This window comes from Streptococcus sp. A11 (assembly GCF_043674225.1).
Lineage (GTDB): Bacteria > Bacillota > Bacilli > Lactobacillales > Streptococcaceae > Streptococcus > Streptococcus suis_V.
Genome location: NZ_JBIMJS010000020.1, coordinates 19,417 through 42,339 on the forward strand (window position 1 = coordinate 19,417; position 22,923 = coordinate 42,339).

General features: G+C 44.9%; 20 protein-coding genes, 1 tRNA gene and 1 other RNA gene. 5 read left to right on the top strand and 17 right to left on the bottom strand.

The genetic code is table 11. The features are described from left to right. Nucleotides 1-44 precede the first annotated feature (44 nt). The 3 genes from pyk to ACHBIF_RS10045 form a co-directional block, all read right to left on the bottom strand. Entirely contained in the window at nt 45-1,550 is a 1,506-nt protein-coding gene (pyk, locus tag ACHBIF_RS10035) for a pyruvate kinase (protein WP_105111854.1), read from the bottom strand. Between the two features lie 64 nt (nt 1,551-1,614). Continuing rightward, complete coding sequence (gene pfkA / locus ACHBIF_RS10040; protein WP_172073595.1) at nt 1,615-2,625, bottom strand: 6-phosphofructokinase; 1,011 nt, start codon at nt 2,623-2,625, stop codon at nt 1,615-1,617. Between the two features lie 79 nt (nt 2,626-2,704). Continuing rightward, complete coding sequence (locus tag ACHBIF_RS10045) at nt 2,705-5,815, bottom strand: DNA polymerase III subunit alpha (protein ID WP_394720286.1); 3,111 nt, start codon at nt 5,813-5,815, stop codon at nt 2,705-2,707. Between the two features lie 149 nt (nt 5,816-5,964). Here ACHBIF_RS10045 and ACHBIF_RS10050 point away from each other — a divergent pair, with 149 nt between their 5' ends. The 3 genes from ACHBIF_RS10050 to ACHBIF_RS10060 are packed head-to-tail and all read left to right on the top strand — an operon-like array spanning nt 5,965 to nt 7,824. Beyond that, nucleotides 5,965-6,339, top strand: coding sequence for a GntR family transcriptional regulator (locus ACHBIF_RS10050; RefSeq protein ID WP_105122307.1), 375 nt, complete (start codon nt 5,965-5,967; stop codon nt 6,337-6,339). After that, nucleotides 6,332-7,039, top strand: a complete 708-nt coding sequence (locus ACHBIF_RS10055) for an ABC transporter ATP-binding protein (protein ID WP_105111858.1) — start codon at nt 6,332-6,334, stop codon at nt 7,037-7,039. Before ACHBIF_RS10050 ends, ACHBIF_RS10055 begins: the two co-directional genes overlap by 8 nt. A gap of 17 nt (nt 7,040-7,056) precedes the next feature. Continuing rightward, nucleotides 7,057-7,824 (top strand): ABC transporter permease, encoded by a 768-nt coding sequence (locus ACHBIF_RS10060; protein WP_394720289.1) that lies wholly within the window; start codon nt 7,057-7,059, stop codon nt 7,822-7,824. A gap of 96 nt (nt 7,825-7,920) precedes the next feature. Here the strand turns inward: ACHBIF_RS10060 and ACHBIF_RS10065 are convergent. Both ACHBIF_RS10065 and ssrA read right to left on the bottom strand, forming a co-directional pair. Further along, nucleotides 7,921-8,008: transfer RNA gene (locus ACHBIF_RS10065), tRNA-Ser, on the bottom strand. A gap of 2 nt (nt 8,009-8,010) precedes the next feature. Further along, nucleotides 8,011-8,360: a transfer-messenger RNA gene (ssrA, locus tag ACHBIF_RS10070) on the bottom strand. A 105-nt stretch (nt 8,361-8,465) separates the two neighbouring features. Between ssrA and ACHBIF_RS10075 the strand changes: the two genes are divergently transcribed. Beyond that, entirely contained in the window at nt 8,466-9,059 is a 594-nt protein-coding gene (locus ACHBIF_RS10075) for a TVP38/TMEM64 family protein (RefSeq protein ID WP_394720291.1), read from the top strand. Nucleotides 9,060-9,106: 47 nt separating this feature from the next. On the opposite strand, the gene ACHBIF_RS10080 is transcribed toward ACHBIF_RS10075, so the two are convergent. The 10 genes from ACHBIF_RS10080 to dnaG all read right to left on the bottom strand — a co-directional run bounded on the left by ACHBIF_RS10080 (nt 9,107) and on the right by dnaG (nt 20,847). After that, nucleotides 9,107-9,733 carry a hypothetical protein gene (locus ACHBIF_RS10080; RefSeq protein ID WP_394720293.1) on the bottom strand — a complete coding sequence of 209 codons (627 nt, stop codon included), beginning with the start codon at nt 9,731-9,733 and terminating at the stop codon, nt 9,107-9,109. 90 nt (nt 9,734-9,823) lie between these two features. After that, nucleotides 9,824-10,699 carry an N-carbamoylputrescine amidase gene (gene aguB / locus ACHBIF_RS10085; RefSeq protein WP_394720295.1) on the bottom strand — a complete coding sequence of 292 codons (876 nt, stop codon included), beginning with the start codon at nt 10,697-10,699 and terminating at the stop codon, nt 9,824-9,826. Beyond that, a complete protein-coding gene (aguA, locus tag ACHBIF_RS10090; protein WP_394720297.1) occupies nt 10,696-11,799 on the bottom strand; it encodes an agmatine deiminase in 1,104 nt (367 codons plus the stop codon). The genes aguB and aguA overlap by 4 nt, the downstream gene beginning before the upstream one ends. Then, a complete protein-coding gene (gene nspC, locus ACHBIF_RS10095) occupies nt 11,796-12,923 on the bottom strand; it encodes a carboxynorspermidine decarboxylase (protein WP_172059459.1) in 1,128 nt (375 codons plus the stop codon). The genes aguA and nspC overlap by 4 nt, the downstream gene beginning before the upstream one ends. Then, nucleotides 12,924-14,183, bottom strand: a complete 1,260-nt coding sequence (locus ACHBIF_RS10100; protein WP_394720299.1) for a saccharopine dehydrogenase family protein — start codon at nt 14,181-14,183, stop codon at nt 12,924-12,926. Further along, on the bottom strand, nt 14,183-15,040 hold the full coding sequence (gene speE, locus ACHBIF_RS10105) for a polyamine aminopropyltransferase (RefSeq protein ID WP_105122315.1): 858 nt from the start codon (nt 15,038-15,040) through the stop codon (nt 14,183-14,185). Before speE ends, ACHBIF_RS10100 begins: the two co-directional genes overlap by 1 nt. 2 nt (nt 15,041-15,042) lie before the next feature. Next, the gene (locus ACHBIF_RS10110; protein ID WP_394720301.1) at nt 15,043-16,491 is read right to left on the bottom strand and encodes an aminotransferase class I/II-fold pyridoxal phosphate-dependent enzyme; all 1,449 of its coding nucleotides are present in this window, start codon (nt 16,489-16,491) and stop codon (nt 15,043-15,045) included. Between the two features lie 520 nt (nt 16,492-17,011). Further along, the gene (locus tag ACHBIF_RS10115; RefSeq protein ID WP_172059461.1) at nt 17,012-17,335 is read right to left on the bottom strand and encodes an iron-sulfur cluster assembly protein; all 324 of its coding nucleotides are present in this window, start codon (nt 17,333-17,335) and stop codon (nt 17,012-17,014) included. A gap of 600 nt (nt 17,336-17,935) precedes the next feature. Then, a complete protein-coding gene (gene rpoD / locus ACHBIF_RS10120) occupies nt 17,936-19,054 on the bottom strand; it encodes an RNA polymerase sigma factor RpoD (protein ID WP_105111872.1) in 1,119 nt (372 codons plus the stop codon). A 2-nt stretch (nt 19,055-19,056) separates the two neighbouring features. Beyond that, the gene (dnaG, locus tag ACHBIF_RS10125) at nt 19,057-20,847 is read right to left on the bottom strand and encodes a DNA primase (protein ID WP_394720304.1); all 1,791 of its coding nucleotides are present in this window, start codon (nt 20,845-20,847) and stop codon (nt 19,057-19,059) included. A gap of 162 nt (nt 20,848-21,009) precedes the next feature. Between dnaG and mscL the strand changes: the two genes are divergently transcribed. Continuing rightward, nucleotides 21,010-21,369 (top strand): large conductance mechanosensitive channel protein MscL, encoded by a 360-nt coding sequence (gene mscL / locus ACHBIF_RS10130; RefSeq protein WP_105111874.1) that lies wholly within the window; start codon nt 21,010-21,012, stop codon nt 21,367-21,369. An 84-nt stretch (nt 21,370-21,453) separates the two neighbouring features. Here mscL and galE read toward each other — a convergent pair whose 3' ends face one another. Continuing rightward, nucleotides 21,454-22,467 carry a UDP-glucose 4-epimerase GalE gene (galE, locus tag ACHBIF_RS10135; RefSeq protein WP_394720307.1) on the bottom strand — a complete coding sequence of 338 codons (1,014 nt, stop codon included), beginning with the start codon at nt 22,465-22,467 and terminating at the stop codon, nt 21,454-21,456. Nucleotides 22,468-22,564: 97 nt separating this feature from the next. Beyond that, nucleotides 22,565-22,741, bottom strand: a complete 177-nt coding sequence (gene rpsU / locus ACHBIF_RS10140) for a 30S ribosomal protein S21 (RefSeq protein ID WP_000048054.1) — start codon at nt 22,739-22,741, stop codon at nt 22,565-22,567. Nucleotides 22,742-22,923: the final 182 nt, after the last annotated feature.

Consider the following 22,923-nt stretch of genomic DNA (forward strand, 5'->3'; position numbering starts at 1 on the left):
GCAAAAAGTCTATCGCTTTCGCAATAGACTTCTCAATTTAATTATTATTGTACGGTGCGCACACGCATTGTGTTTGTAGAACCTGCTACACCTACTGGTACACCAGCAACGATTACAATGTTATCACCTGCAACAACAAGTCCTTCTTCCTTAGCAATACGCTCAGCCAAGTCGAACATATCGTCTGTTGAATTTGGACGGTCTGTCACAACTGGGATGACACCCCAGTTAAGCATCAATGATTTCTGAACTTTCTCAGTGAAAGTAATTGCCAAGATGTCTGCATCTGGACGGTATTTAGAGATAGCACGCGCAGTGTAACCAGTTTCTGAAACTGTTACGACCAACTTGATATCCATTGAGTGGCAAGCATCTTTAACCGCAGATGCCACAACCTCAGTTTTAGATGAACGGTTGAAAGTGTCAGAGTTCAAACGACCGTACTCGTTAAGAAGAGTTTGTGCGTTTTTGTTAACAGTTGCCATAGTGCGAACTGATTCAACTGGGTATTTACCGTTAGCTGACTCACCTGAAAGCATAGTAGCATCTGTACCATCGATAACAGCGTTGAAGACGTCAGAGATTTCTGAACGAGTTGCACGTGGCTTGTCAGTCATTGTTTCCAACATGTTTGTAGCTGTGATAACTGCTTTACCAGCTGCATTGACTTTCTTGATGATCATTTTTTGGTAAACTGGAACCATTTCAAATGGTACTTCGATACCCATGTCACCACGCGCAATCATGATACCATCTGAAGCTTCGATGATTTCATCAATATTGTCGATACCTTGTTGGTTTTCGATTTTAGAGAAGAGTTGTACGTGTTCGTTACCAGTCTCTTTCAAGATAGCACGAACTGACTCAACGTCTTGTGCAGTACGAACGAATGAGATAGCGATGAAGTTAAGACCTTGTTCAAGACCGAAACGGATATCCGCATCGTCACGCTCAGCAAGCGCTGGGAAAGGAATCTTAGTGTAAGGAATGTTTACACCTTTTTGCTTAGCAATAACGCCATCGTTCTCAACACCAACGATAAATTCACGTTTTTCTTCATCTTTGGCAATAACAGTCAAACCTAGTTTACCATCGTCAACAAGAATTTGCTTACCAACTTCAACGTCGTCGAAGATGTCTAGGCCACCAGCAACGTTCAAGGCAATCACTTCTTGAGTTGACTTGATACCTTGTTTTGTAGCAACACGCAATTGGTCACCAGTCTTATAAGCGTACTCACCTTCGCCTGATTCGAACAATTCAGTACGGATTTCAGGACCTTTTGTATCAAGCAAGAAACCTACTTTTTTGCCAGCGATTTCTTCTGCGCGACGTACAGTTGCCATACGTGCACCTTGCTCAGCATGGTCACCATGTGAGAAGTTGAAACGGAAAACGTTAGCACCTTCAGTAATCAATTGAGCGATTTTTTCAGCTGATGCTTCAACATCCAACTGCTCACCCCAGTAACCTGACTCACCGAATTTCTTACCACCGCGGAATTCTACCGCAGGTCCAAGGGTTGCAACGATTTTAACACGTTTGTTCATCTTAACTAAACTCCTTCTTATTTCTGGTCTTATGACCTTAATAACTAATTTTCTAGACTATCTATTAGATAGACAAGTTACGGTTCAACTCAGCCATGTCAAGGTCTGCTTTGTGCGGATTGTTAACGACAATCTTACCTTCATCAGTGAGGCTAAACAAGGCACCTTCTTCGGCAGTACCAAGGATTGGGTTTTCCACCATTTGCTCATTGCGGATACCGACAGCAAGTCCACCACGGCCTTCTTTGAGCAATTTAACAGCGTGAGCACCCATACGTGACGCAAGAACGCGGTCACGAGCTGTTGGTGAACCACCACGTTGGATGTGACCAAGTTCCGTCACACGAAGGTCACTTGTGTCACCAGCTGCTTTCAATTCTTCAGCAAATTGAGCTGCTGGCATAACACCTTCTGCCAAGACAATAATGCTATGTTTCTTGCCATTGTCATAACCTGCCTTGATGCGAGCAACAATATCCTTGATATCAAACTCTTCTTCCGGCACAACGATAACGTCCGCACCTGATGCGATACCTGACCAAAGGGCAATGTCACCTGCATGGCGACCCATTACTTCGATAACAAAGGTACGACGGTGACTAGAAGATGTGTCACGAATCTTATCAATGGCATCCATAGCTGTAGTCACAGCTGTATCAAAACCGATGGTAAAGTCTGTTCCTACGATATCATTATCGATTGTTCCTGGCAAACCAATTGCTGGGAAACCATGCTCTGTCAGGCGCATCGCACCGTGGTAAGAACCGTCACCACCGATAACAACAACGCCTTCAATACCATGTTTTTTCAGCTGTTCAATCCCTTTTAATTGACCTTCCAATTGGGCAAATTCAGGATAACGAGCTGAACCGAGGAAGGTACCACCACGAGAAATGATATCTCCTACTGAGCGTGCAGACAATTCATGGATATCTCCGGCAACCATTCCAGCATAGCCTTCATTGATACCGTATACTTCCATTCCTTCTGAGATTGCTTGGCGAACAACTGCACGAATGGCAGCATTCATACCAGGTGCGTCACCGCCACTGGTCAAAACACCAATACGCTTCATTATATGCTCCTTCAATTTTCAATTTAACTGCCTTATTATAACACACTTGACTAGATCTTGCTCGTCTTTTTACGCTTTTTCAACGAAAAACCGTTTTCATAGCAAATTCAGCCAACTCTTGCTCTAATTGAGGCGTTTTCATCACTTGAAACTGGTTTACCTGAATGGTCTGATTGCTGTCTTGGTAATGCAGAACGACAGGAATTGATCCCTTATATTTGGCTAAAATTCGAGCAACTGCATGGTCATGCTCCCGGTTTTCCAGTAAAATCCACAGCTTTTCCAGACTGACTATTTCTAACTTGTCAGCCACCAGTTGTAACTGTCCCTCCCTTTCCTGGACCTTGCCAGTTACGTAGAGGATATCCCCTTCCTTCAAGAACTGCCCTGTCTGTTGGTAGAGTTCCGGAAAGACCGTGACTTCCGATTTATCTTTCATATCGGTCACTTGTAGAAAGGCCATGGGCTGACCCGATTTCTTGGTCCGAATCCGGCGGATAGACTGAACTTGTATCAGGATGGTCACCCGATTTCCAGCCACCAAATCGCCTAAATCGGTCACAGGTCGCTGGGTCTCCTGTCGGAGCTTAATCAGAGGATGAGGACTGATACCGATACCTAGCACGGCCTGTTCCAGCTGGTATTTTTCACTATCATTAAAGTCGTCCGACTGGAGCCAGCTATAGGTCTCCTCCGCAAAAAAGCTACCAAAAGCATCTGCAAAGACAAAGAGATTGTCCAAATTTTCTACTATCTTCTTGCGATTGGACTCAAATTCATCAAATAAACCGATGTGAATGAGCGGAGTTAGCAAATCCTTCTTTTTATACTGGGCAGGCAGTTTCAAGATAAAATCTTCGACCGACTTGTAGGGACGGTTTTCAATCAACCAGAGGGAGAAATCCTTGGGCAGACCCTTGATATTTTTCAAGCCTAGATAAATCTTGGACTTGTCGAACTTGTCATAGTAGGGAATGGTGTTCATCGACAACCTAGCCACCTGAAAGTCAAATTGCAGGGCATCCGTGATATATGTACTGCTAGAGAAATTCAGCATGACATCAAAGAAGATGTCCGGATAGTGGGTCTTGAAATAGGCCATTTGGAAGGCCAGGGCCGAATAGGCGTAGGCATGACTGCGGTTAAATCCATAACCTGCAAACTTGGCCATCATGGCAAAAATCTTCTTGGCCTTGGTTTCCTCATGTCCATTGGCTAGCGCTCCTGCCAGAAAAGCCGCCTCCATGGCCTGCATCTCCTCTGCCTTTTTCTTGGACATGGCCCTGCGGAGCAAATCGGCCTTCCCCAGAGTAAACCCAGCATAAACCTGGGCTATCTGCATGACCTGCTCCTGGTAGAGCATAATGCCATAGGTTGGTCGGAGAATGTTTGCAATGGACGAATCCAGCAAATCAATCTCTTCCTGACCTTGCTTGCGTTTGACAAAATTATCGATATAGTCGCTGGCACCTGGTCGATTGAGACTGGTTGTCGCTACCACATCTTCAAATCGGTTGGGCTTGACCCTCTGGAGGAGATTGATAGCTCCCGGTTGTTCAAACTGGAAGATCCCCTTGGTTTTGCCAGCAGCAAAGAGCGCCAAGGTAGGCGAATCTTCCAGGTCAATACCGGCAATATCAATAGTTTTCCCATATTTATCAGCCACAGCTTGGGCCATTTTTTGGACAAAGGTCAGGTTACGCAGGCCCAAGAAGTCCATTTTCAACAGACCATTGGCCTCGACAGCATGGGCATCATACTGGGTAATCAGCATGTCCTCACCCATTTTTAGGGGAATTGTATCCGTCAGCTCTTCATCACTCATAACGACACCGGCTGCGTGGATAGAGGTCTGGCGAGGCTGCCCTTCAATCTGCTGGGCAATAGCAAAGGCCTTCTGGTACTCTATTTTACTGTTGATGAGCTGGCGGAAGGAAGCATTGCGCTGATAGGCTGATGCAAGACTGTCTTTAAAAGAAATCTTGCGGGTAATGTTGGTCAACTCGTATTCGGGCGTGCCAAAGCGTTTGAAAACATCCCTTATAGCCTGCTTGGCCCCAAAGGTCGAATAGGTCACAATTTGGGCAGCATGGGTCGAGCCATAACGGTCACGAACATAGTGGATAAAGTCTGGTCGATGAATATCCGGAATATCGATATCAATATCCGGCATGGAATAGCGTTCTTCATTTAGGAACCGTTCGAAGAGCAGATTGTGCTTGACCGGGTCAATGCCTGTGATATTGAGAGCATAGGCCACCAAGCTCCCTACTGCAGACCCCCGTCCCATTCCCATATAGTAGCCCTGGCTACGTCCAAAGCGCAAGAGGTCCCAGACGATAAGGAAATAGTCATCAAAGCCCATCTTGTGAATGACAGCCAATTCCCTATCCAATCGCTCTTGATAAGCCGGCTCAAATAAGCCTTTTTCTCGCAAGCCTGCCTCAGCCTGCTCGCGAAGTTCTTCTACTGCCGACCGTTGTCTGTTGAAACGTGGTAATTTGAGACTTTTGTCCAAATCATAGGAAATACCTTGAACCAGTTTTTCCAGATTGACCACTGCCTGTGGAAAGCGGCTGCTAAACAAGTCTTTCAGACTATCTGCCGATAAAAGGACCTGACCTGGCTCCAAGTCAGGGACTTGGTTGAGCTGGACATTATCCCGAATTGCCCTCAGCACCTGGAGGGCCTGAACCTGCTCTCGGTCAAACAAACGAACGGGATAGAGAGGCAAGATAGGTTGTGTAAACTCTTGGACAGGTGTTTCCAGACTCACACCAATATAAAATTCCAGCCCCAGGTCTAACTGGTCAATTCCTGGAAAATAAGGCAGGATAAGGGCCACATCTTGCAGATACTGACGAATGCTCTCAAAATCATCCTGTCCCAGCATCTTGGCCGTTGATATCTTAAGGAGATTGCGATAGCCAGTCGTAGACAGGGCTACTAATTTCGTGGCAATTGGATGCTCATAGCCAGCCAAATCCCAATCGCACTCACAACCAATGACAGGCTGTAGACCAACTAATTGACAGCTTTCCATAAAACTGTAGGCTGCATAGAGATTATCCCTATCCATCATCCCAATGGTCCGATAGCCCAGCTCTTTGGCCTGCTGGACATAGCGGTCAATGGTGACCATGCTATCCATAAAGGTATAGACGGTTTTGGTATCTAATTGTGCTAGCATGGCTACCTCCTTTTTCTATATTATATCAAAAATTCCTTCTAATTTTTTTCAAAATATCGTCTCTTTTCGCTTGCATTCTTAAAAACATTATTGTATTATGTAATCAGAACAAGAACACAGGGAGTCTGTCTCCCAGAAAGGATTCTCTTATGGCTTGGAAATTTGATAACAATATGCCCATCTATATCCAAATCACCAATACAATTAAATTACAAATTGTAACCAATCAATTAAAACCTGGAGATAAGTTGCCAACCGTGCGGGACCTGGCTGAAATTGCCGGTGTCAACCCAAACACGGTCCAGCGGGCCCTGTCCGACTTGGAGGCAGAAGGTTTTGTCTACTCCGTCCGCACAACAGGCCGCTATGTGACAGACAACCAGGAACTGATTACTCAGACCCGCCTCCACCTGGCGCAAAAGGAATTGGAAAACTTTGTCAACAATATGCTGGACCTCGGTTTTAGCCAGGACGAATTGACCGAACGATTGGATGATTATTTGAAAGGAATTAGCTATGAATAACCCATATACTTTAGTCGAACTGCAACAAGTTTCAAAATCTTATGGCGGAGCTGTTGCCCTCAACAATGTCAACCTGAAATTAGGCGCTGGAAAAATCATCGGTCTCTTGGGTCCAAACGGTTCTGGTAAGACCACTCTCATCAAGCTCTTAAACGGTTTGCTCCAACCTGAATATGGCCAAATCCTTATCAACGGCCGCACTCCTTCACCAGAGACCAAGGCTATCGTGTCCTATCTGCCAGATACGACCTATCTGAACGAACATATGAAGGTTTCAGATGCCCTCACATTCTTCACGGATTTTTACGCAGATTTTGACAAGGAACGGGCCATCCATCTCTTGCAGGACCTAGGAATTGACCTCAACGCCCGCATGAAACACCTGTCAAAAGGAAACAAGGAAAAGGTGCAGTTGATTTTGGTCATGAGCCGCCAGGCCCAGCTCTATGTCTTGGATGAGCCAATCGGTGGTGTAGACCCTGCAGCCCGCGACTACATCCTCACAACTATTGTCAACAACTATTCGCCTACTTCTTCTGTCATCATCTCTACCCACTTGATTTCAGATGTAGAGCAAATTTTGGATGAGGTCATCTTTCTTCATTATGGAAGTGTTATTCGTCAAGGAAATGTCGACGATTTGCGGATTGAAACGGGTGAGTCTATCGATCAACTCTTCCGTCAGGATTTCAAAGCTTAGTCAAATAGGAGATAATTATGTTTAAGAAATTGGTAAAATACGAATTCCAATCTGTGGGCAAGTGGTACTTCGGCATCTATGCCGGAACCCTAGCTTTAGCCACTGTGCTTGCTTTTTGGGTACAAGCCATATCCAGCCGTTCTGATCAGCCTGAAATAGCTGAAGGGATTTTCGTGGGATCCGCCTTCATGATTTTCGGTATCCTAGTAGCAGCCCTCTTCCTCTCAACCTTCCTTATGATTATCAATCGTTTCCGGAAAAATGTCTATGGTAGACAGGGCTATCTGACCATGACTTTACCTGTCAATGAGCACCAAATCATCCTCAGCAAGCTCTTCGCCTCTCTGGTTTGGTATCTCTTGTCTGGTGTTACAGCCGTTCTTTCCATTGGTATCGTCATGACAGTCCTCCTGATAAACACCGGCGAGGTTCTTCCAGAGCTACAAGTTGTTCTGGAACAGATAAATGTGGCATCACTAGCTACCTACTTGATTGACAGTTTTATCGGTGCCATTACTTGGATTCTGCTTATCTATTTTTCAGTTTCTGTCGGTCAACTCTTCAAGGACCACCGTCTCCTGTTCGCGATTATCACCTATATCGGTATCACAGTCGTGGTCGGCATTTTGACGAATCTGCTGTATTTAAATAATCTGGAAGGAATGTTCGGTTCACCCTTATCACTCTATCCAAACCCAGTAATGGTCCTAATCAACATTATATTGGCCTTCGCCTACTACTTTGGTACCCATTACATCATGACCAAGAAATTGAACCTACAATAAAAAGAAAAACGCTCTCTGCCAGTTACTTTTGTAGCTAGTAGAGAGCCTTATTTTGCAAAAGAAAAAGAACAGTCAATGCTGTTCCTTCATTCTATACGGAAGACATGGGATTCGAACCCACGCACGCTGTTACACGCCTACCGCGTTTCCAACACGGCCTCTTGAGCCTCTTGAGTAATCTTCCATATATGGAGCTGGTGGGAGTCGAACCCACGTCCAAACACCTGCTAACTTATTCGTCTACAACCATAGGTTATGCATTTGCTTTAATCAGACTGACGAGACATAACTCAACTCTTCAGCTGACGAGCCTATGAAACTCTTTTGATTTAGCTAGGCAATAAATCAACGTAGCTTGCTATTTTAAGACCAATCAGCAAAGGCAAGCACTCTGCGATTGGTCACGCAGGCAGGTTATTAAGCTGCTAATGCGTAAGTGTTTGTATTTTTTGCAGTTATATTTAACTGGCATTTTTACATCTGCCGATGAGTTGCAGAACAAGCCTCATAATGCCTGTCGAATCCGTAACAACCCCGTAGGTTTGATACTTGGTTAGTATAACAGATTTTAGTAAAAATTGCAAGACTGCAATCGCTTAATTTCATTTTCAAATTTTCTAGAAATATGGTAAAGTAATATCATGTACAAATTCTCTCAAAAAGCCATCCAGGTCCTAAGCATTCTAACCTTGATTGGAACGGCTGCTTTCCTCTTTTGGCTCTATAAAATCGGGATTCTAAATGACCAAAATGTCCTCAGTCACTTCATCAAGAGTCAAGGGGCACTGGGTAGTCTGTCCTTTTTATTGCTACAAATCATTCAGGTTGTTTTCCCTATTATTCCCGGGGGCGTTACTACTATTGTTGGCTTTTTAGTATTTGATTTTTGGTGGGGATTTTCGCTCAATTACATTGGTATTTTTGTCGGCGGTATTATCCTCTTCTGGTTGGCCAGACGCTACGGCAAAAAATTCTGCCTGCTCTTTATGTCTGAAGAAACCTTCTACAAATATGAAAGCAAGATTGATAACAAGCGCGGTTACGAGATATTCTTTATCCTCTGTATGCTATCGCCCATTTCGCCTGCGGATATCGTTGTCATGATTACAGGATTGACCAGTATGAGCTACCGAAAATTCATTCTCATCACCTTCCTCTGCCGTCCGGTTTCCATCGTTGCCTATAGTTATTTTTGGATTTACGGTAGCCAATTTTTACAACAATTCTTACAATAAAAATATCCTCATCTATGCGTTTAGATGAGGATTTTTTAGTGACGACCTTAGTTATAAAAGGTTCCATTTTTTGCGTATACTCTGTAAATTCCATCTTTTTGTCGAACAAAGCGAAAATCTACGAATGTTTGCTTTGAACCAGATCCATTTTTGTAAAAAATTTGCAGTTCTTTCCTTTCTTCGAAAATTCCTCCTCCAAAAGCAAACAGAGTAGCTTCATATGGAAGACCTCCCAATGCAATCACCTCTTCATAGCTCATCCCGCCTTGTCCTGTATTGCTATCTCCCACGATAACTTGCTGAAACACTTCTTTGGTCCACAAATTCGTATTTGGATCTGCTTCCTTGGTCGGGAACTGGTCATCTGGTAAATAAAAGACTTCCTTATTCATTAAATAGTATTCTGAACCATTTTTATAAAAGACCAATTTAAGGTTTCGCTGGTCTTCATTGATCCCATACTCCATAGCAGCGTAAGTTAAAAATAAGTTTTCTTCTGAATATTCGCCGAATCTAGCCGATGAAGGTTTTCCATATTTCTCAATGATATCCGACAAACTATCCCCTGTAGCATCCTCTTTCATCCCAGTTACCAAACTATCATAGTCTTTCAGTGTCCAATTAAAACTAAATTCTTCTTGTGAAGCAGTCAATCCGCGCGTAAAGTCTGTCACGCCTGTGTCACTAGCTTCTGTCCAAGTTGGACTGACCGCTGACGAAAACTGCCGATCCGTACTCACAGAACTTGGAGAATAGGTTGAACACTATTGACAAATAGACCTGTACATGTGCGGTCTACGATCTCTGAAAAGTCCCCAGTCCAAGCGCTCACGCGCTCCCTTGTCCAAATCATAGGTAGCAAGCAAGACAACTTCTTCCTCTCGTCCCGCTTGTTCAATCAATTCACCTGTTTCATCAGTCATAAAGGACGAACCATAAAAACGCAGGCTAGAAGATTGGCGGCCATTTTCAACGGAAGGTTGTACTACTTCCAAGCCAATCCGATTGGCCGCAATGACTGGCGTGATGTTGGCCGCAGCATGACCCTGCATAGTCCGCTGCCAATGACCTTGGCTATCCGTATCCAAAATGGGCTCCGAACCAATAGCTGTTGGGTAAAAGAGTAATTCCGCCCCATTCAAAGCTAGACAGCGGGCAGTTTCTGGGAACCATTGGTCCCAACAGATGCCAATGCCAATTTTCGCATAACGAGTTTCCCAGACCTTAAACCCAGTATTTCCAGGTGTGAAGTAAAATTTCTCCTGGTAATAATGGTCGTCAGGAATATGGGTTTTGCGGTAAACTCCCAATACACTACCATCTGCATCAATAACAGCAATTGAATTATACAAGCTATTACCATCTTTTTCATAGAAGGAAATAGGCAAAACGACCTGTAATTCTTTGGCGATAGGTATAAAGTGCTGAACAGCATCGTTTTCCTCTACAGACTTGGCAAAGTTGTAATAGTCATACTGGCGTTCTTGACAAAAATAAGGACGCTCAAAAAGTTCGGGTAGGAGGATAATCTGCGCTCCCTGATTAGCAGCCTGTCTGACCAAACGCTCTGCGGTCGCCAGATTTTCCCAAAGGTCCTGACTACACTGCATCTGGACAGCAGCAACAGTAACATTTCTCATTCGCTTTCCTTTCTAAATCGGGGAATCTGCTGGGTGATACAGTGAATATTCCCACCCCCAAGCAGGATGTCGCGGGCTGGTATGCCGACGACTTTCCTTGTCGGAAAAAGCTGCGCTAGAAGCTCAAGTGCCTGCGCATCATGCTTATCATCAAACTGGGGCACCAGAACCGCACCGTTGCTGACGTAGAAATTCACATAGGAGGCCGCCAAGCGTTCGCCAGCTGTCCGTACTTCTTCCCCCGCTTCATAAACATAGCCTGGCAAATCCTCTTCTGTCACCAAAATGGGATTTTTTGGAATTGGCAGTTTATGGACGATCAACTTTCTGCCCTTGGCATCAACCTGTTTTTCCAAATAGTCCAAATCAGCCTTGGACATGGCATATTGGGGATCTGCCTCATCATCCGTCCAGGCTAAAACTATCTCGGCTGGACCGACGAAGGCCGCAACATTGTCCACGTGTTCATTGGTTTCATCATTGTAGATACCATAAGGCAACCAGATGACCTTTTCAGCACCTAGGCAGTCTAGGAGGACCTGTTCAATCTGGTCCTTGGTCAGATGAGGATTTCGACCTGGACTGAGTAAACAAGATTCCGTCACCAAGATGGTTCCCTCACCGTCGCTATGGATGGCTCCTCCTTCTAGGACAAAGGGATGGGCATCATGGACTGGCAGACCGATGGACTGACTAAATCGACTAGCCACCTGATCATCTGCCACATAGTCCTGATAAAGACCATCGTAGCTTCCGCCCCAAGCGTTAAAGGCCCAATCGACAGACAAAGCTCTGCCATTTTCATGAACCAAAACCGTCGGACCTGTGTCACGCGCCCAAGCATCATTTGTTGGAATATCTAGGTAAGTGATGCCATCCCCCAGCATAGACTGGGCTTCTTGACGATGTACTTCATCGACCAAGAGATAGACCTGCTCGCTTTCAGCAATGGTTTTAATGACCTGGCTAAAGGCTTTTTTTGCCCCCTGACCATCAAAGGGCCAGGATCCTGGGCGAGTCGGCCACACCATGAGGGTACCATGATGGGGCTCATACTCAGCAGGCATGCGGTAGCCAGCAGCTTTTGGACTTTCTATCATGACAACCTCCCCTTGAAATCTTCATATCCAAATTCCTTGATAATACGGCAGTCACCAGACTTGTCCATGAGGGCCAGACTTGGCAGACCGATGCCGTTGAAGGTATTATTTTTAACAAAAGAATAGATTGCCATGTCCTCAAAATAGAGTTTGTCACCAATCTCCACAGGCTTTTCAAAGGAATAATCGCCGATGATGTCGCCCGTCAGACAGGTATTGGAAGACAGTCGGTAAGTATAGGCCTTTTCACCAGCCTCAAAGCCATGGCGAAGCGGTGGGCGATAGGGCATTTCCAAGACATCTGGCATGTGACAGGTAGCTGATGCGTCTAATACTAGCGTTTCAATACCATTTTCGACAATGTCTAAAACTTCTGTCACCAAATAGCCTGCATTGAGAGCAATGGCTTCTCCTGGCTCGATATAGACTTCCAGCCCATATTTTTCCTGCATGTACTGGATAGAGGAAATCAGCAAGTCCAGATCATAATCTTCTCTGGTCACATGATGGCCTCCGCCCATATTGAGCCATTTAATACGGTGTAGATAGGGGCCGAATTTGTCCTCAACAGCCTCCAAGGTGGTTTTCAAATCATCTGAATTTTGTTCGCAGAGAGTATGGAAATGCAGGCCATCCACCAAGTCTAGCAGGTCTTCTGAAAACTGACTGATACGGACACCAAAACGAGAGCCTGTTGCACAGGGGTCGTAAAGGGCATGCTCGTCTTGAGTGGAGCATTCTGGATTGATCCGCAGGCCGACACTAACTCCAGCTGCTCGGCATTTGTCCACGTGCTTGCGGAGTTGGCGCTCTGAATTGAAGACAATGTGGTCTGCAATTTCCAAAATCTCCTCCAAATCCGCATCCTTGAAGGCTGGAGCAAAGACATGGACTTCGCCCCCAAACTCCTCACGACCCAGCTTGGCTTCGTAGAGTCCTGATGCGGTGGTTCCAGCTAGGTATTGGCTAATCAGCGGATAGGTGGCATACATGGAAAAGGCTTTTTGGGCCAAAAGTACCTTACAGCCTGTGCGGTCTTGGACAGACTTGAGAATTTCTAAATTGTTGACCAGCTTTGCTTCGTCAATGACATAGGCTGGCGTTGGGACTTGATCAATTCTCATCTAGTCCACCAATACTGGATTTTCTACTACTTGCCAAGGCAATCCATATTGGTTAAGCAGGTCCATAAATGGATCTGGATCCAATTCTTCCAAGTTGTAAACGCCTGGTTTTTTCCAAGTTCCGTCCATGACAAGCTTGGTTCCAATCATAGCTGGCACGCCAGTTGTGTAGGAAATAGCCTGGGAACCGACCTCTTTGTAGCACTCTTGATGGTCACAAACGTTGTAGATATAGATGGTCTTTTCCACACCGTCCTTGATACCTGTGAAAATACAGCCGATATTGGTTTTCCCAACAGTACGTGGACCAAGGCTGGCAGGGTCTGGCAATAATGCTTTGAGGAATTGGATTGGTACTACTTCTTGTCCGTTAAAGTTGATTGGGTCAGTCCGCAAGAGACCAACATTTTCCAAGCATTTCATGTGAGTCAAGTAGGATTGACCAAAAGTCATGAAGAAACGAATGCGTTTGACACCTGGAATATTCTTAGCCAGGGATTCGATTTCTTCGTGATGGAGGAGGTACATGTCTTTTTGACCCACTTCTGGGAAATCGTACTCTCGCTTGATCGACATGGCTTCAACTTCCACCCATTTGCCATTTTCCCAGTAGGAACCTGGTGCAGAAACTTCACGCAAGTTGATTTCAGGGTTAAAGTTGGTCGCAAATGGATAGCCGTGGTCTCCACCGTTACAGTCTAGGATGTCGATGTAATGAATTTCATCGAAATAATGCTTGAGTGCGTAGGCTGAAAATACGCTGGTCACCCCTGGATCAAATCCGGATCCCAAAAGTGCTGTCAGCCCTGCTTTTTCAAAACGCTCCTTGTAAGCCCACTGCCAAGAGTAGTCAAAGTAAGCCGTAAATCCTTCTTCTGCACAGCGTTTTTCGTAAATAGCCCTCCATTCAGGGTCTTCTGTATCCTCGCACTCGTAGTTGGCCGTGTCAATATAGTCCACGCCAGTCGCCAAGCAAGCGTCCATAATGGTCAAATCTTGGTAAGGCAGGGCAACGTTCAAGACAGCTTTTGGCTGGTAGCTTTCAATCAAGGCAATCACTTCTTCTACCTTGTCCGCATCCACTTGGGCAGTTTCAATTTTTACGGAAGTTTTTCCTTCTAAGGCAGCCTTCACATCATCACATTTGGACTTGGTACGGCTGGCAATCATGACTTCCTTGAAGGTATCTTCTGCCTGGCAAACCTTGCTGATGGCAACTTGGGCAACTCCGCCACAACCAATCACTAACAAACGACTCATTATTTTTTCTCCTCTTCTTCTAAAATGTCTTCTACATAGCGGGGCAAGAGAAATGCTCCGATATGGAGGTTAGCTGTATAATATTCTGTGAAAAGCTCGCGCGCTTTCCATTTTTCCTTGTCAAAATCTTCAATGGGATGGTATTTTTTAGAGGCAAAGCCAAATAACCAATAACCCGCCGCAGATGTCGGAATATGGGCCTGATAAACACGGCTAATAGGGAAGGATTGGGTCGCCTTCCGATGCATGGAACGAAAAGCCGACTCATCTTCGTCATAAAATGGCGAACCATGTTGGTAAACCATGATGCCATCTTCCTTCAAAGCTCGGTAGGCGTTACCGTAAAATTCCTTGGTAAACAAACCTTCCGTGTGTCCAAATGGATCTGTCGCATCGTTGATGATGATGTCATATTCGTTCTCACAGTTGCGCAAGAAACGCAAACCATCCTGTAAATAGACCTCAACCCGCTCATCTTCTAAGCCAGTTGCATAGTCTGGGAAATATTCCCGACAGACCTCCACCAAGAGTTCATCTGGCTCTACAACGTCAATACGTTCGATTTCAGGATACAGACTGAGAACTTGGGCAACACCACCATCTCCCCCACCCAGAATCAAGATTTTCTTGGGATTGGGATGGACGGCCATGGGCACATGGACAGCCATTTCGTTGTAAACAAAATCATCTGCATCTGAAAAGAGAACCCGACCGTTAAGTGTCAAAATCTTTCCAAAAGCTGGTGAGTCCAATACAGCAATGTCCTGAAATTCACTCTTGCCAGCATAGAGCTGCTGACTGGTCCGAATGGATAACTTGACATCTGGTGTTTGGACTTCTGAAAACCACATTTCCATCTTTAACCCTCCTTAATGACATTGATAAAATTAACATCTGGATCTTCTGTACCTTGGACGGAGCAACCGCGCTCCTTGGCAAAGATGATGTAGTCAACAATTTCCTGAGTCACTCGTTCACCTGGAGCTAAAAGCGGAATACCAGGAGGGTAGCACATGACAAATTCCCCGCAGACCTGACCAACTGCTTCTTGCAGGGAACGGCTTTCCCGCTCTGCATAAAAGGCTTCCTGCGGTGACAAAACCAGCTGCGGCTGGATGTACTCCCCTGAAATCAAATCCGAACCATCTCGTGAGTAAAGACGCTTGATGTCAGCCAAAGCACCCACCAGCCGCTCGATATCCTGCAGGCGGTCACCGATGGAAATATAGGCCAAGATATTGCCAATGTCGCCAAATTCAATCTGGATGTCATACTCATCCCGCAACAAATCATAGACCTCAATCCCTGTCAGACCAATGCCCTGCGTATAGATGGAGAGCTTGGTTACATCAAAATCATGCACCGTTTTACCATCAATCAATTCCTTAGAATAGGCATAGTAACCACCGATGGCATTGATTTCACGACGAGCATACTCAGACATTTCAATGACCTTTTCAAAAGATTCTTTGCCACGAAGGGCCAGATTTCTCCGTGAAATATCCAAACTAGCCAGCAAGAGATAGGAGGCAGACGTTGACTGGGTCAGGTTGATAATCTGGCGGACATACTCCACATTCATATCAGGACCGACCAATAGGAGCGAACTTTGGGTCAGACTGCCACCTGATTTGTGCATAGAAACAGCTGCCATATCAGCCCCCACATCCATAGCCGCCGCTGGCAATTGGTCCGAAAAATGCAAATGCGCACCATGAGCCTCATCGACTAATACTTTCATGCCCGCTGCGTGAGCTTTCTCAGTCAATGTACGCAGGTCTGAGCAGATACCATAGTAGGTCGGATTGTTGATCAAGACAGCAACCGCATCAGGATGCTCAGAAATAGCCCGTTCAAAGGCATCATTTTCCAAGGCAAGAGCAATACCAATCCGTGGCTCCACACTCATATCCACATAGACTGGTATAGCTCCGCATAGGACCAAAGCATTGAGGGCGGACTTGTGGACATTTCGAGGGAGGATGATTTTATCGCCCGCCTTACAGGTCGCCAGAATCATGGTCTGGACGGAAGAGGTTGTCCCTCCAACCATGAGAAAGGCATGGCTGGCACCAAAGGCTTCCGCAGCCAATTCCTCGGCCTCTCGGATAATGGAGACTGGATGTCCCAGATTGTCCAAAGGTTTCATAGAATTAACATCAATACCAACACATTTCTCTCCTAACAGTTCGACCAACTCTGGATTTCCACGGCCCCGTTTGTGTCCTGGGACATCAAAAGGGACAATCCGTTTTCGGCGTAACTGTACCAATCCCTGATAAATAGGGGCTTGGTGTTGATTTTTCATATTGAAAAACTCCTTTGCTTGATGGACTCCTACACTTTTTTAAAAAAGCAAAAAGAGCAGGGTTCATCCTGCTCTACAATCCAAATTGACGTTTTTTATTCTTCGCTTGAGTTTATGTGCCTACCGTTTCCTACTCTCCAGTGCAAATATATACGTACTTTATTGACCGTTTCACAAGATGACGTGTGCTTTCACCACACTGACAAAATTAGAAATTAGGAAAAACTTCCCAACATCAACTTATAAAATGTAGGCTTTTAACCCTATCAATAATGTGGCTTACGCCACGCTTCGGCATTCGACCCGCCTGTCCGTAGGCTTCGGTTATGATCAATAGCGGAGCTACTCATCCCATATAGGTCTGATATTTGCTAGAATAGGTTTAATAACTTTTCCTAGGCATGATAAGTGTACCATCATTCCTACTATTTAGCAAGAACTTTTTGATAGTTTCAACAAAATTATCAAAAAAATCCGTACAAAAACAGAAAAAACAGTCTCAATATTCGAGACTGTTTAATTATTTAATCCCAAGTGCAATTCGAGCATAACGACTCATTTTTTGAACAGTCCAAGCAGGCGACCAAACCAAACGAACATCGACTTCGGTCACCTCAGGAACTGTTTTCAGAACATCATGAATTTGGTCTGTAATCAAATCTGCCAAAGGGCAGCCCATTGTGGTCAAGGTCATGTCAATTTCAGCCTTGCCCTCAATAAAACGAATTTCGTAGACCAAACCAAGATTGATAATATCAATCCCAAGTTCTGGATCAATCACATCTTCAAGAGCTTGAAAAATACGCTCCTGAATGTCTTTAATCTGATCTTCTGTATAAGCCATTTTCAATCACTCTCTTTCTTTGCTAAAAATATAACTGGTATCAACAGCCCGGGGAAATAAGACTAACGGAAGTCAGTCTGAGTTTGTAGACAAGGTCTCTTTTGGGCTCCGCTCACAAAATAAACTAAATTTTTATTTTTTCTTAGCAGAGCTACTTACTTTATTTACCCAGAACATATTTTGTCTACGTTCTAAGACTAACGGAAATCAGTATCCTTGTAATTCACCGGACATTAGCACACTATCTTATTTTCGGGCGGGTTTCAACAGTCTGGGGAGAGACTGTTGAAAGTGGGAAATAAAACTGACGAAAGTCAGCATCCTCGCGCTAAACGTCCATTAGACTTATCTCGCTTTAGAGTTTTCAGCGAGCGACCTGATAAGTACCAATGGCATACGCTCCCTTTCCAATTTCAAGGGGAGCGGTTGATTTTGTCTCCCAGACAGCCTGCTCTCTTATTTTCAAGCAGGCTTCAACAGTCTGGGAGACTGTTGAAGGTTGGAGATGAAACAAACGAAGTTTGTGTCAAAACCTCCCCCGGAGGTTAGCCTCGCTTTCCTATTTCTAGGCTCGGGTTAAAACACCACGTTAGTGGTGTTTTAATCCTCAATAAAGTCTCTGAGTGGTTTGCTGCGAGATGGGTGGCGGAGTTTGCGGAGGGCTTTAGCTTCGATTTGGCGGATGCGTTCGCGGGTTACGTTAAAGACCTTGCCCACATCTTCCAAGGTGCGCATTTTTCCATCATCCAGTCCAAAGCGCAGGCGGAGAACATTTTCCTCGCGGTCAGTCAAGGTATCCAGAACCTCGTCCAATTGTTCACGGAGAACGACGCGGGTTGTGTAATCAACTGGATTTTCAATTACTTCGTCCTCGATGAAATCCCCCAAATGGCTGTCATCTTCCTCACCAATTGGCGTTTCCAGAGACACAGGCTCTTGAGCAATTTTCAAAATTTCACGCACTTTTTCAGGCGTCATATCCATACGCTCAGCAATTTGTTCTGGCGTTGGGTCTTGACCAAGTTCCTGCAAGAGGTTGCGTTGCTCACGGACCAACTTGTTAATAGTTTCCACCATGTGCACAGGAATACGGATGGTACGAGCCTGGTCCGCAATGGCGCGGGTAATGGCCTGACGAATCCACCAAGTCGCATAGGTCGAGAATTTGAACCCTTTCGAGTAATCAAATTTATCAACGGCCTTCATCAAGCCCATATTGCCTTCTTGAATCAAATCAAGGAACTGCATACCACGACCAACATAACGCTTGGCAATAGATACCACCAAACGCAGGTTGGCCTCAGCCAAACGTTGCTTGGCCTCAGGATCGCCCGCTTCAACAGCAAGCGCCAATTCCTGCTCTTCTTCGTTGGTCAAGAGGGGAACAACACCGATTTCCTTGAGGTACATGCGAACTGGGTCATTGACCTTGGCAGAGTTGCTGCCAAGTAATTCCTCATCAGAAAGTTCTGGCTCTTCCTCTACCTGCATAGCACGCGCAGAAGGATTTCCTTCCTTGTCCACAATAGAAATCCCTGCATCTTGGATACGCTGAAGAAGGTCATCAATGCCGTCCGCATCCAAGGTGAAAGGAATGACAAGCTGGTCATTGATTTCGTCATCTGTCGCAGAACCCTGCTTTTTATGGTTGCGGATAAATTCTGCAACTTGGACATCAAAAGTGGTCACTTCATTTTTCTTGTCTTTTTTATTTGTCATCTTTACTCCATTTGTTTTCTTCGATTGAGGAGTTCTTGCAACTCATCAAGGGCAATGTCTGTATTTCCCACATGGGAATGCTCACGAATGGCTCGTGCAGCATGCTGGTTTTCTTTTTTTAGCAATTCTCGATCCCGACTGACCAGTAATTCCTCTACTTCATGAGTAGCAACCTCCTCTGGCAAGCGTTCTTCCAGGACCCGGTACCAGGCCTGTTGGGCACTATCACTGACTTGGGATAATTCAAAGCTGGAAATCTCACCATTCTTCTTCAAGAGCTGAAAGAGTTCCTCCAATTCAGGCGTCGCAAAGGCAAAATCCTCTCTCAGCCGAAATTCGTTGAGAATATAGGGATGTTCAGCCATCCGATAGAGCAGGTGATTTTCTGTCCGAACCAGGCTAGTCACTCGCGGAACAACCTGCAGATCCGGCAATTTTTTTACCTCAGAAAAGGACTGTTGGGCCTGCTGACTGCGTTGCTGGCGGTGCGTGAGGCGAACGTTGTTGACCGCCTGCTCCACCTGACCATAGTCAAAATCAGACAAGAGGTCTGCTACCTTGTAGATATAGGAATTCTGGGCCGTAATAGACTGAACCTTGGCAATGATAGGGGCAATTTTTTCCACAAAATCAATCTGCATCTGCAAATTATCAGGATTTTCCGGCTTGAGATAATTGATTAAAAACTCAACCGCACTAATGCGCGATTTGGTCAAAACCTGCTCAAGAGCCACCTCAGAGTTCTTCTGCAAAAACTCATCGGGGTCCATATTATCTGGTAGACTGACAATCTCCACTTGGAAATCCTGCAATTCGTCCAAAGCCTTAATGGTAGCAGCCTGTCCCGCCTTATCACCATCATAGGTCAGGACAACCTTCTTACAATACTTGGATAGGTGGGTCACGTGCTCACGGGTCAAAGCCGTTCCCATAGAGGCTACCGCATTCTCAATTCCTGCACGATGGGCCGCAATAACATCCAGAAAGCCCTCCATCAGATAGACCTCGTGCTGTTTCTTGATGACAGCTTTTGCCCTATCCAAATGATATAGTTCGTAACTTTTATTGAAAATTGCAGTGCTTCGCGAATTTTTGTACTTGGCCAGCTGCTTATTCTCCCGGTCCGTCTCTGTCCAGATACGACCAGAAAAGGCAATAACCCGACCGTATTCGTCGGTCAAGGGGAAAATAATTCTACCGTGGAAGGAATCATAGATTCTATTATGGTCACCAGGATGGAAAAGACCCGATTGCAAGAGAGCGCCTTCCTCAAACTGGCTGGACAATTTTTGATAGAGGATATTTTGCTGGTCAGGGGCCAGGCCTATTTGAAAGGTTTTGATGACTTCATCTGTCAGGCCGCGCTGGTGGAGATAGTCTCTCGCTTCCTCTCCCATCTTGGTCGTCATGAGCAAGGCATGATAAAACTTAGCCGCCTCAGTGTGAATATCGTAGAGAACCTGGTTGGGATTGGCAACTTTCTCAGCCCGCTGAAATTGCAGATTGGTTTCTAGGACAATTCCCGCCTTTTGAGCGACAATCTGTACCGCATCCCCAAAGGTCACGCCCTGGATTTCCTCGATAAACTTGAAGACATCCCCCGACTTCCCACAGCCGAAACAATGATAGAATTGCTTGTCCTCCACCACATTGAAGGAAGGAGTTTTCTCACCGTGGAAGGGACAAAGTCCCAGAAAATTGCGTCCAGCCTTGGTCAGGGCAACCGACTCACCGATAATATCAACAATATTGACAGCCTGTTTAATGTCATTGATTTTTTCTTTTGATACCATCGGTCACCTCCTCACAAATACAGAGAATACGCACATTTTAACATTCTATATTGTATAACAAATTTCTAGAAATGTAAAATGTTCGAGACATATTACTTGAAAAATAAATGTAAGTGTATATAATAGATAGAGTAAAAATTTATGAAAGGACATATTTAGGATATGTTGAAAGATTTAAAAGCATTTTTGTTCCAAGGTAACGTTATTGACCTTGCTGTCGCAGTTATCTTCGGTGCTGCCTTCAAAGCCATCATCGATTCATTCGTTGCTGATTTGATTACTCCCCTCTTGTTGAACCCAGCTTTGAAAGCTGCTGGTGCAGAAAAGATTGCTGATTTGAGCTGGAACGGTGTTACTTACGGTAACTTCTTGAGCGCTATTATCAACTTCTTGATCATCGGTACAGTTTTGTTCTTCATCGTTAAAGCTGCAGAAAAAGCAATGCCTAAGAAAGAAGCTGCTCCTGCAGGACCAACTCAAGAAGAATTGCTTGCAGAAATCCGTGACTTGTTGAAAAAATAATCAATAAGATAGTGAAACAGGCTTTCCGCCTGTTTTTTTATATCTATCAGAAAACGCTGCGAACCAAGTCACAGCGTATTTTTTTTATGCCTGATAGCCATTCGGGTTCTTAGACTGCCAGTTCCAGGTATCACGGCACATGTCTTCGATTGTTTTTTCTGTTTTCCAGTTGAGCTCTGCCAGAGCCTTGTCCGCATTAGCATAACAAGTGGCAACATCGCCAGGACGGCGGTCTACAATCTTGTAAGGCATCGGAACACCATTGACTTTTTCAAAGGCTTGTACCAACTCTAGTACGCTGGTTCCCTGACCAGAGCCGAGATTATAGGTATGAACACCAGTCTCACCAGAAATTTTCTCAAGAGCCTTGATATGACCAAGTGCCAAATCAATCACGTGGATATAGTCACGGACACCGGTACCGTCCACTGTATCGTAATCATTACCAAAGACGCTGAGCTCTGCACGTTTACCAACGGCAACTTGTGCGATAAAGGGCATAAGGTTGTTTGGAATACCAGCAGGATCTTCACCAATCAAACCTGATTCATGAGCACCAATTGGGTTGAAATAACGGAGAAGGGCCACTGACCAGTCGCTATCTGCTACCGCCACATCACGAAGGATTTGTTCCAACATGACCTTGGTGTAACCGTAAGGATTGGTTGCGCTGGTTGGCATGGTTTCCACAAGCGGTGATGGATTGTTGAGTCCATAGACAGTTGCGCTGGATGAGAAGACAATCTTCTTGACACCAAATTCTGCCATGACTTCGACCAAGGCAAGCGTTGACATGATGTTATTTTCATAGTACATGATTGGTTTTTCAACCGACTCACCGACCGCCTTGTAGCCTGCAAAATGAATAGCAGACTCAATCGTTTCTTTCTCAAAAACCGCACGGAGGGCGTCCTTATCCGCTACGTCTAATTCATAAAAAGTCGGACGTTTGCCTGTGATTTCCTCAATGCGATCCAAGACCAAAATGCTTGAATTAGACAGGTTGTCGACAATGACAACATCTTTGCCCAATTTCTGCAATTCAACCACTGTGTGGCTACCAATATAGCCTGCTCCACCTGTTACTAAAATACTCATAGGTACTCCTTTGAATGTCCAAATAATGTATATCCATTATATGAAACTTCGCCTAAAATGTAAACAAAAAACAGCCCGAAGGCTGTCTGAAATTCAATTAGAATTTTTTACGCTTGCGAGCTGCTTCTGATTTACGTTTACGTTTTACAGATGGTTTTTCGTAGAATTCACGTTTACGTGTTTCTTGAAGAGTACCAGCTTTAGTAACCGCACGTTTGAAACGACGAAGAGCATCATCAAGTGATTCGTTCTTGCGTACTACTGTTTTTGACATTTTTTTCACTCCCCTCAATTTCAAAGTCCTAACTATTTTACTACTAAAAACTATCTTTGTCAATGATTTTTCATGATAAATCTGAAAAATTATCCTAGTCGCACATTGTCAAGTCAAGTGCAACAAGTTCATTGATAACTAGAGATCCAGAGGTTAAGCTGTCTGGGCTAGCCCAAACAGAA